Raw genomic sequence first — 12554 nt, 5'->3', positions numbered from 1 at the left:
GAGCTTTTAGTTTCATACATAAAAAAATAAATTATTTATAATAATAAATAATTATGAATACACTACTTAACAAAAATATTAATAAGCAAAATTCAAAAGTTTCAAGAAAAGAAAATCCACAATCATTTTTAGGCTACAAAACTGGTGACGTTGCTTCAGCAAAAATAATTACATCAGGTTCAAAGTTTATAAAACTTCACGACAAATATGGTAATTCATTTTTGATTTACAGAAAAGATATTACAGATTTTACACATCATCAAATGTCAGATTTATTTTCAATTGGCGACATTATCAACTTTATTGTTTTAAATTTTGATAACAATAAAAAACAAGGTTTAGGTTCATTTAAGAAAAATCATCCAAACCATCAAGGGAAAGACTTTTACAAAAGAGAAAAATATTACAATGAACTAAAAGCGACAAAAAATGGATTCAGAAATTTAATTAATTACACAAATAGTTATTTTGTTGAAAATAAGAAATACGATAATAAAAATAATAATCACAAGAATAAGTAGTTAAATGCAAGTAATTTCAATTAAGAAAAATTATTTTCAATCTCAACACGAGTTGCAAATTCAACAAAAGCAAGCCTCAGAAGTAATTGATAAAATTAAATCTTTAAATTTTGATGGTTCATCATATTTAGGTTTCGATGATATTGCATTAAACTTTGGGCTCAATGGTGTAGATAAAATAATTCAATTTTGCAACAATTTATATTCAACAAATATTTCTAAGTTAATTATTTGAACTTCTAAAACAATTGAACTTTCAATTAAAGCTGCAGTGGAATTTATTTTTGGACAAATCGATATTAATAAGGATAAGAAAATTGAATTAATCTTTATTAATCCATCAATTCCAATTAATAAAATTGAACAATTAATTCAAACTTTTAAAAATGGAATTGGCGATAATGTTGGTTTTATGTTTTTAAATGAAACCGGAAATAGTGATTATGAAAATGAATGAATTTCATACATTACAAATATTTTTGAGCAACATTCAAATGAATTTATGATCAAAAATCATATGTTTTATATAGGTAGCAAAACTAATTTTTCAAACTTAAGCAAATTTAAATTTGCAAGCAACAATATTTTATTTGTTTCAAATGATGTCCATCCAGAATATAGTGTAGTAAGTGAAATTGGATTATTGATTATGTCACTTCAGGGGATTAATATTCAAAAAGTTATTAATGGTTATGTTGAAGCTTCAAAAAATATTCTTAATCCTGATGTTTATTTCAACAGAGCGCTTGAATTGGCTTTATTAATCAATGAAAGTGTTCTTAAAAACAAAGAAGATGGATTTGCTAATATTTTTGTTTCATATGATTCATTTTTAAATAATTATTTCGCTTGATTTGCAAATCAATTCAATAATACAACCAAGCAAATTAAAACAATCAGTACATCAATAAACTTTCCACAGCAAATTGCAACTTATACTCAGCCATTGCTTTCAGGAAAGGGAAATAAATTTGTTACTTTTGGTTTAATTAAACAAAGATTCTTTGATTACCAGTTGTCTTCAAACCTTGAAAATGATGACTTAATTGACAAGTTTCAAAACTTATCAATTAATCAAATTAAAGATGAAACTTATCAAACTTTTGTTAATTATTTATCAAGTTTTAATAACGAAGTTAACTCAATTACAATTGAAATTGCAAACAATTTTGAAGAAACTTTAGGACAATTAATCTCATTATTGTACTGAAGTAGAATATTTTATTGTGTTTTGAATTCACTCAATCCATTTGCAAATTAAAACTTTTAATACTATGAGCAAGCTATGAAAGTTAAAAGCTTGCTCTTTTATTTTAGCTTTGTTAAAAATAGTTTAACAATTTTTGCAATTTGCTTGTTTACTCTTTAATTTGGTAAAATTTTATGAAATTAGTTTTATATACACTTATAGTGTATATAAGAGAGGTGATTATGAAAAAACAAAAAAAGTTAACGTTAATTTCATTAGCTGCAATCTTAACTTCAGCTAGTGTTGTTTCTGCGTCTTGTCAAGCGCCAGGTTCATCAAAACCAATCGGTAGATGAACTGATTTAAACGATGGCGATGCACCAATCATCATTAAACCTGAACCGGTTGATCCATCTAGTGAAATTAAAATTACTGAACCAGGAGCAAATAATGGTAACGGTTCTCAAAACGGAGGTAATGACTCAAACCAAAACCCTGATGGAAAAACTGATGTTGAACGTGCTAAAGAAAAATTATCTAAACGTCTTGTTTCAAATAACTTCATATCAAAAGATCAAAAAATTAGATATGTTGCATTAGGAGATTCAATCACTGCTGGATATGATGGAGCGCTTCCAAAGGATTATCCAGGTAAATTAGAAGCTAACGGAGAAATCACTGGAGCTTCTTATGCTGCGTTTTTAGCAAGATTACTAAATCAAAATTCAAATAATAGACTTGAATATTTTGAAAACTTCGCAGCTTCTGGTGCTCGTATAGTTGACTGATTTAAAATTTTCGGAATCGACTATGACAACCCTTACAACGACACACCTGATTGACCTGCTGTTAACAAAACTTTCAAAAACAAAAATATGCAAGAAATGGGTCCAATCATCAAGGAGCAATTAAAAGAAGCAAACTTAGTCACTATGTCAATTAGTGCTAATGACTTTTTCTTCTTGCTAATTGATACAGTTTCAAAAAGTGGACCAATGGAAATTGTTAATGAATTCAGAAAAGAAAAACCTAACTATGGAAAGATTATTGAGTTTTTCAACAAAGTTCTTACAAACACACTTCCAGAAGTTAGAAAAAGAGCTTTACTTTTAGTTAATGAACTTAAAAAACTTGCTCCAAAAGCAAACATTAACTTAGTAGCTTACCCATTACCACTTTCTGGTTTCAAAAGAGCGATTGATAAATTCTTCCAATCTAAATTAGGAAACATTCCAATAGATCCAACTCAAGTTTTATTACAACAAATTAACAGCTCATTATATGATGTTGCGAAAATTACAGATGTTAATGTGCTAAATGCATACAATGTTGATTATTGATCTGCTCATTCTGATGAAATTTCTGATGTTTATATTGATATTCACCCTAACACAAGGGGATACAAAAAAATGGCTATGGATATGTATATTAAACTTACATCTCCATCTTTTGACCTCGCAAATTTTGATCCAACTTATAACTTTAACCAAGATTATTTACTCACCGACTCTACAACACTAAAATACCAAATTGAACCTCTTGTAACTAACTTACAATTATTCGGACCTGATACAAATTCATATTTAGATTCTTCAATTCCATTCATTGATGAAATTAACAAACTTAGAACTCCTTATAATTACCCTGATAGACTTTTAAGAATGTCAGCTACATTTAGAAATGTAACTGCTTCAGCAATTAATGGTCTTACAAATAATGAACTTTATAAACAACTCGATCCAGAAGGTAAATTAAAGGATTTAATTCTAGATACAGAAAACAATGGTGAAAATGGTTTTGTTACAATCATTGAATCTATTGTTAATTCAGGATTAATTCAACAAATTTACTTAGATTTTCAAAATGAATTATCAAGATTAAACAGAGAAGACAAACTTGAATTAATGGAAATTCCTCAAATTTTCATTAAATCAGTTCTTAAAGAAGAAAACTTATTCAAACTTATTAGAGCAATTGCTTCTTCAAAATTCATTACATATAAAAAACCTGAATTAATCTCAGCTCTTCAAGGTGTAATTACAAACTTATTTGCGCTAAAAAGCGAAATGATTTCAGATGCAATCACAGGTCTTGCTTACAAATATGTTGAACCTTTCAAAATTGAAAAAGATGATCTTAAATCATTAATCACTCAAATTGTAACTAATCCAAATATTTCAAAAGTTATTGGACTTGCACTTGAAAGTTTCATTAGTAACTCTGAACAATTTGCACAAGCAGAAAACTTACAACAATTAATCAAAGTTTTCTTATCAGATAAAGAAAATATTAAGAAAATTGCAAACTCAATTTCTGATTTTGCGTGAGACATTGTTTCAAATGATGTTACCAAAAATATCCTTAAAGACATTTTATGAAACTTACTTGAAAACAATGGATTATCAAGTCAACTTATCAAAGCTCAATCAGATAATTTTGTTGATAGTTTATTAAATAGCTTAACAAGAGTAAAACCAGACTCAATTAAAGATTTTATTTCGGATTTTATTTCTCAATTTGCTGACTTATTAAATCAAAACGAATCAGCTTCACTTGACAACATTAAACAAATTACAACTCAAGCAGGAAAAATTGCTATTGACAATTTTGTTGCTAAAATGAACAACTCAGATTCTGAAGAAGAAACAAATGAATTTAATGTTTTCAAAATTTTTAAATTCATTAATGATTCAAAATTAGTAACAAACAATCAAACATTTATTAAACAACTTATCAAGAATGTTTTAAACAATCTTGATCGTTTAAACATCCCTTCAATGGTCGCAAAAGCATTATCATCAACAAAAATTACTTCATTTGTAGGTGAAGAAAATGTCGATTCACTTGTTAATTCATTGCTTAAAAATCAAAACTTACATAACCTTGTAAATTACTTAGTTGAATCTTATGTAGATAATTTTGCAGAATTTGCTGATGTTGAAGATTTAAATGCATTAATTCAAAAATTATTAGTAATTCCTAACTTAGAAACTGTTAAAGAACACCTTGAAAGATTAGTTGCTGACTTAACTGATGATCAACTTGCTTCTAACTTACTTGGTAATGTACTTAAATCAGTTGCTAAAAAATACAACCAAGCAGCTAGCGATGGACAAATCACAGCATTTGTTAACGACTCAAAAGTTGAATTATTAAACTTTGTAAAATCATTAGACATTATTAATCCACTTATTGATTTTGTGTTTAGTGAACTTGAAACAATTAAATCAAGCAGCACACCTTATGCTGATGTAAGAGTGTTACCTTCAAAAATTATTGATTTCTTAAAATCAAAATTAGCTTCTAACCCTATTGCTTTAGTTAAAAAAGTTGCTAACTTAGAAACATTTAGTTCTTATGCACCTATCTGAAAAGAAATTATTAAAAATGTATTTACTGAATTAAATGAAAACAATGCGGTTGTTTTAAAAATCAGAGATATTTTAATTTCTACAGTTTCTTCAAATGAAACTTTAGCTAAATATGCAGATATTGATGAAGTTAAAACAATTATTAACAAGATTTTTGATACAGAACAAATTAATTCACTAATTCCAAATGTTTTTGATTTAATTTTTAACAACATTACAGAATTAAAAACAGTTGAAAACATTACTGACTTAATTAATTTAGTAATCAACAAACCTGAATTCAAAACTATATTAACTTCAAACATCAAACCAATTTTAGATAATGTGGTTACTGATTTAACAATTAACAAAACTCTTACAAAAGTGTTTGTAGTTTTACTTGAAAAAGCAGGATTTACTTACGATGCTAAATTCAATTCAATGTTAAATACTGTATTTGCAAACTTAATGAATAACTTAAGTGCAGATAATAAACTTAACAATTTAATTGCTGAAGTTATTGCGTTATTCGATAATGAAAACATTACATTAAGCAGTTTAACTTCACAATTACCAAATGTAATTCTTAAAAACTTGAAGGTGACAGAATTTGAGTTTATTAAAAATCTTTTAAGTGCACCGCTTAGTGACATTGAAAAAGCTTCATTAAAAGAATTTATTCAATCATTATTATCACAACTTAAAACAAATGATAAAGTTTCAGAATTTATTAATAATTTAAATCTTGATTCTGTTGCTACAAAACTTAATGTTTCAGCAGACGAACTTAAACAATTACTTAACGACATTGTTGTTTCAGAACCTCTTGTAAATATTGGAACAAGTTTAACTGACTTTATCTTAAATAACCAAGAACAAATTGCTAACTTATCTTCTTTAACTGATTTAGTAATTTTAGTTCTTAAGGATGCTAACTTTATTCACGATGTTAAGGATTCACTTAAAACTGCATTTGATGCATTAAAATCAAATCCAACAATTAAGAAAATGGTTACTGGATTTATAAGCAACCTTGTGAAAACAAATGAATCAATTAGTTGATTACTTCAAGATGTCCAAAACATTGATGGATTACTTTCTGATTTATTTGACTTATTACCAAACTACAGTGATACATTCAACATTTTTGCACATATCTACAGTGGTCTAGAAGAGTTTAATCAAAATGGAAACTACACAAAATTATCCGATTTAGGTACATTAATTTTAAAATCATTTGCAGAAGAATTTGGTGGAGAAAATCAAGAAACAAACATTATCAAAGCAATCAAGATTTTATGTGATAGCTTACTTTCAAAACACAATCAAGATATTAATCAAATTATCAGAAATGTTTACAACAAGATTGCTACTGATTCACAAATGTTTGAATCAATTTTCGCGAAAGTTCCTGCAAACTTAAAAGAAAAGATTGAAAATTATGTTTCATTTGATAACTTAAAAGAATTAGTTAAATTCGTTTTAAACAATGACTCATTCAAAGTTGTATTCTTAAATCAACTTACAAATGTTCTTAATTCAATTGCAACTGCAGAGCAATTTACAACTTACAATGATTTAATAATCACAGTTCTTAAAGGGCTTGATTATGAGCAAATGAAATCTAACTTAAGTAATTTCATTTCTGAATTATTTGAAAACGAAAATAACAAAGTTACATTAAAAGAGCTAATCAATAATGTTGTTAAATCAACTCTTCCTGACTTATATTCACAATTAAGTAAAGACTTTGTAAGTGATTTAGTGGATAATTTAATCCCATTATTAAATTCATTAAACATTTATCAACCTGTATTTGACAAGGTATTTGAAGTTCTTTCAAATGCTAAAAACGCAGATGAACCATTAAGTGTAATTAAAACATTACCAAATGAAATTGTTTCATTAATTGTTGCTGAATTTAACAAAGATAAGCAAGCATTTGTAAACAAAATCTTAGCTTCTCCTATTTATTCAGAAAACAAACAATTCATCAAAAACTTATTACACTACTTAGTCTCAACAATCTTAGTTAAAGATTCAACAATCACAAAATTAACTTCAATGATTAATGAGGCAAATTTAGGTGAATTAGTTTCATCGGAAGGCGCATCACAAGTAGCTAACGACGTTTTAAGAAATAGTAATTTACCAACATTACTTAACTCATTAATTGATGCAATTGTTGATAATGATTTATTAGACTCGATTTTCACAAATCATAAAGATGTTATTTTCAAAGCTCTTAAAAATTCAAATGTTACAACTGAGCACAAATATGAACTTGCAAGTGTTATTCATACAATTTTAAGTTCAAATGGTTTAGATAAACTAATGCATAAAGCATTAAATAAAATGCTTGCTGATCAAGGTTTATTATCTTCAGAATTACCAATTGAATTCTATACAGCACTTAAACAAACATTAAATCAATTAATTAACTACAACCCTACAAATACAATGGTTGATCAGTTAATTGAAATCGTTAATGCAGGTCTACAAGAGTCAAACAGTTTAGATGAGTTAATCAAGTACATTACTTCAAATGTAAAATCATTATTAAACATTAAAGAATTTGGATACATTAAAACATTATTAAATTCAAACATTTGAAATCACTCAGATCAAATCAAAGAATTAGTTTCTAATGTAATTTCCAAATACTATGTTGATGAAAATATCCAAAAAGTTGCAGCAATGATACCTGTTGCATCAATTGCTGATAAATTAGGAATTGATGCTCAAGTTTTATCAGACTTATTTATTGATATTCTTAAGTCACAAAATACTAAAGACATTATTAATTTAGTAAAAAACTTTATTATTGATAATAATTCAACACTAAGAGAAGCAAACTCATTTGATCAATTAGCTATTGCTATAGCTTCAAATGAAAACTTTGTTGCTTCAATCAAACCAAAAGTTCTAAACATAATTGAACAGGTAATGACAGGAACAAATGCAATTGAAAAACTTTCACAAGCTTTAGCAGCATTTATTAAGAACCCTGATTATGGAAAATATTTTGCAGGTGTTCAAGAACCTGAGCAATTAGCTAAAAACATTATTAACATTTACTCAATTATCGATAGAAACTTTGGTGTTTCAGAAATCGCTTTTGATGCTTTAATTAACTACATTAAAAAATCAGGAATTACAAACTTCTCAATTTCATCAGTTCTTTCTTCATTTACTAAAACAATTAAGGAAAGAATTTCAAAAGATCCATCTGCATTTGAAACAAAAGTTGTTTCGACATTTAAAGAAATCATTACTTCTGACTTATTCACAAAGAGCAAGGATGATTTACTAAAAATTATTGACAATATATTCAATGTAATTCCTGCTAATGAATTAGCTACAAGTATTGTTAACCAAATAATGTCAAAAGCAGGAAATTCATTTGAAGACTACTTCTCTAGAGATGAATTAATTTCACTTCTTGGATTTGTCTTAAGTAATCAACACTTTAAGAACTTATTTGAAAAGATTGCATCTAATGCAATTAAAAGAGCAAACGAATTTGCTGATGTAACTTCTTACATTGATATTATCAAGAAAGCGTTTGTTTTAATTAATCCTCAATCAGTTAAAGAAGATACAACCGGATTATTAAACGGATTATTAACTAACCAAGTTACAAAAGATTTTGTTTATAAATCACTTGTGAAATTATTCGGAACCTTAAACATTGAAGTTACTCCTGAAGTCGATAAATTGTTCAGAGATTTATCAAATAACTTAAAATCAGTTATTGATTCTCTCGAACTTGTAAATCCTGCCTTGGATATCTTCTTTGATAAGTTGACAGAAGCCTCACAAGCTGAAAATGAACAAATCTTAGCTATATTAGGTCAAATTCCACAAGCATTGTCAGATTTAATTAACAAACAAGTTCTCTCAGATATTAAAGGATTTGTTGACAGAATCATTAATCTTGACGTTGTTACTGATAACTATGAAACAATTATTAACTTAATTCCTAAAGTAATAATTGCGTTAAGAAATAATGGAACAATTACAAAACTTGTAAATTCACAAATCAAAAAGCTTTCTGATTCAAATACATTATTCAAATACACAACTAAAGAACATTTAGGAAACTTTGTAAATGAACTTATTTCAATTAGTGAGATAGATGATTTACTTATTGAGTTTGTTCCATGATTACTTGAGGATAAATCTTGAACAAATTACATCAATTTACCACTTGATGTAATTGAAAAATTCAAGACTAACTCAGAAAAAACTGAATCACTTAAATCAAAAATTCAATTAATCATTGAAAAAACACTCAAGTTTAACTCAACTAAAGTTATTGTTTTAGATTTAATCAATACATTTGGTAGAAAATACAATATTCAATTAGCTGGAATTAATTTAGATAAAGTTGTAGGTGACTTATTACAAAACTTAAACTCATTTGCAATCTCTGCTAAATTATTACCTAATGTTGCAAATATCTTTGTTGACACATTTATTTCAACTAAAGATACAAACCAAACTATAAGTGCTGTAGTTGAATACATCAAAGGATTACTAAAATCAGATGCGTTCAACATTGTTAAATCATTATTCAAACACTTCTCAACATTAGCAGTTAACCAAGATGAAGTTATTAAATTAGTTAATGCAATAATTGAAACTATTAAAGTTAATGACGAACTTAAAGAAACAATCATTTCTAAGTTACCATTAGATAAATTGCTTGAAAGCTTCGGTATTACAAAAGACCAAATCAAACAAGCTTATGATTTAGTTGTAAAAATGCCTGAAGTTAAGGATTTAATCAACACAGTCTTAAGATTCTTATTCAAAAACTGATCAAGTTGAGCTAATGCGAACTCATTTGATGAATTAATTGTGATTATTTTAGAAACACCTGATCTTAAAGAATCAATTACAAACTTAGTTTCTAGAATTATTTACACAATCACAAGAGATCAAAATGTTCAAGATATGGTTGCGACTGCAGTTGTAAGATATCTTCAATCATCACCTTATGCTTCAATTTTCAATGACATCAGCGATCCTACGCATTTAGTTAAATCACTTTTAGCTAACATTGAAGGATTCGATAATGAATTAAACATTATTGAGCAAGTTGCAAATTCTATAGTTAAATTATTATTGCAAAGACAAACTAATATCACAACTTCAGATATTACTTCAGCCATTACAAATGCACTTGGTGCAATTACTAAACAAGAAGGATTTGAACAAAAAGCAATCAGATTGCTTAACTTAGTAATCAACTCACTTAAACAAGCAAATCATCAACAAGATTTATATTCACTCATTACAAATGCACTTCACTTATTTGAGAACAGAATTAACTTAGGTGAAATTATTTGAAATATCTTTGATGATGAAACACATAGTTACCTAGGAGAAAAAGTTATTTCTCAAGATTCATTTGTACAGTTAGTTAACTCAGTTGTAACTTCTGATGAATTAAAAGCATTAATCACAGAAGTTTCAAGTTACATTGTTGAAAATAATCAATTCCTAGAAAGCACAACTACTTTCTACGATATTCTTAAGATTTACTTAAATGTAAATGAAAATGTTAAAAGATTTGGTGATTTAGTTGAGGGAATAATTGTTAAAACACTTAACAATGACATTAGTAAAGGTGTTGTTAAAAAATTACTTAATAGATTTATCAACTTCCTTGAAATTCCAAGAACAAGTGAACTTGAAGAATTTATTCCTACATTAATCGACAACTTACCAGTTATCTTACAACGTGCCGGAATTTATAGATCAGTTGTAGATAGCATTGTTTCAACATACAAAAAATCTGCTTCATTCAGTGAATTTGGTTCAAGTGTTGTAGGAGCAGTTGTTAAAGGAATTGACTTTACAACATTCAATACAGTTAAGAAGATTCTTCTTGATCCATTTATTCAAGATAATAAACAAAAAATTATCGACTTATTCAGAAGCATCATTACACAAATGCTTAATAATAAACAAAAATTAACAAGAGTTATTTCTCAATTTGGTTTAGGAAAAGCGTTATTAGGTACAAACGATTATGACACAGCAATTAACAATATGGCTGTTAATGCATTAGGAAACGAAAACTTAATTAACTTATTAGTTACAGTATTCACTGATGTACTTGATAGATCAGAAGATTATGCTAAACGTAATTCATTCTCATCTGTGCTTAATGAAATCTTTGTTTCACCTAAATCACCTCAAATTAAGCAATATATTGTTCAATGAGTTAACCACATTTTAGATAATGAAGATGCTGAAATTTCTCATGGTATAGGACTTATTATTTCAAATATGTTCAAAGGAATGGGATTTGCATTTAATGATTCAGATTCACAAATCTTTGACAACATGGTTTCAGGATTATTCAAAACTCTTAGAGGTTCAGATGAACTTAGAACTATTGTTGACAATATTTATGAATTAATTCAAAAAACTGACTTTGAACAAATCGAAGACAGAATTAAAGCTCTTAAAGATATTGTTATTCATGGTATTATGTCAATCATCTTGAATAAAAATGGAAACATTTCAATGAATAAAATTCTCGAAAAAGGACCATTCGTTGGAAAAATTATCAAGAATATGGGTAATGGTACTTTTGTCAAATTTATCAACAGATTGTTTGAAAGCTCAACATTACAACCTGAAAAAACTGGTATTTACAAGATTATTGATGGTCTGATGAATCCAAATCAATCTTCATCATCCTCATCATCTTCATCTAACAATAATCAAGGAAGCTCATCATCACCAAAATACAAATTTGAGTTTGACGTAAGTATTTTTGAAATTGTGGGTAGAGTTAAAGAATTTATTAAAGAACTTTACATTCCTATCTGAGAATATATGTTTGAAGAAATTCAATCAGGTAGATATAACACAAGTCTTAGAAATAATGCTTACAAACAAAATGATGCATATAAAGCAGTTTTCAGATTTACGACATTTGCTTTATGAGCCGCTAAAGAAAAAGGAAATATTTCAGATTTCTTATTCTGAAACGGAACAACTCTTGAACTCGAAAACATCTTCCTTGATGGAACTGAAATGGCTTGAACAACAGTTAAAAATAGACACGCTCAAGAATTCAATAGATGAACAGAAGAGCAAAAACGTGCATTTGGTAAAGCGGAAAGAGGAAATGGTTACAACTATGAATTTATAGTTGGAAACAGATCTAACAGTACAAATAACTCGAACTATTGAAAAGATCAAGTTTTAGTTTACATCTACTATAGAAAAACAAAACCTATTGATAAATTCACAAGAAAAACTAAAACAGAAATTCTTTACGAAATGCTTAGAGATGGATACATTAATAAAAATTAATCTCTAGTTTCAAAGTGCTACACATCAGTTGTGTAGCGCTTTTTAATATAGATTTGACCCTAAAACTTTTAACTTTGAAATAATGAAAAATGTAATACAATAGATTACAAGAGTTTTAAAACTACTCTTACAAAAATTAACAAATATATCAGTAAG

Annotated in this window: 3 protein-coding genes; all 3 read left to right on the top strand. The window is 27.4% G+C overall.

The window, feature by feature from the left end; all coding sequences use genetic code 4:
- The first annotated feature begins 53 nt into the window (after window positions 1-53).
- Window positions 54-521, top strand: coding sequence for a hypothetical protein (locus VBN07_RS01625; protein WP_323177580.1), 468 nt, complete (start codon window positions 54-56; stop codon window positions 519-521).
- Between the two features lie 4 nt (window positions 522-525).
- Window positions 526-1782, top strand: a complete 1257-nt coding sequence (locus VBN07_RS01620; protein WP_323177579.1) for a hypothetical protein — start codon at window positions 526-528, stop codon at window positions 1780-1782.
- A 170-nt stretch (window positions 1783-1952) separates the two neighbouring features.
- Window positions 1953-12398, top strand: a complete 10446-nt coding sequence (locus VBN07_RS01615; RefSeq protein WP_323177578.1) for an SGNH/GDSL hydrolase family protein — start codon at window positions 1953-1955, stop codon at window positions 12396-12398.
- The last annotated feature ends 156 nt before the right edge of the window (window positions 12399-12554 follow it).

The organism is Mycoplasma sp. 4404 (assembly GCF_034863325.1).
GTDB lineage: Bacteria > Bacillota_I > Bacilli_A > Mycoplasmatales > Metamycoplasmataceae > Mycoplasmopsis.
The sequence above is the reverse complement of the archived record's forward strand: the minus strand, read 5'-3'. Positions and strand labels throughout refer to the sequence as shown.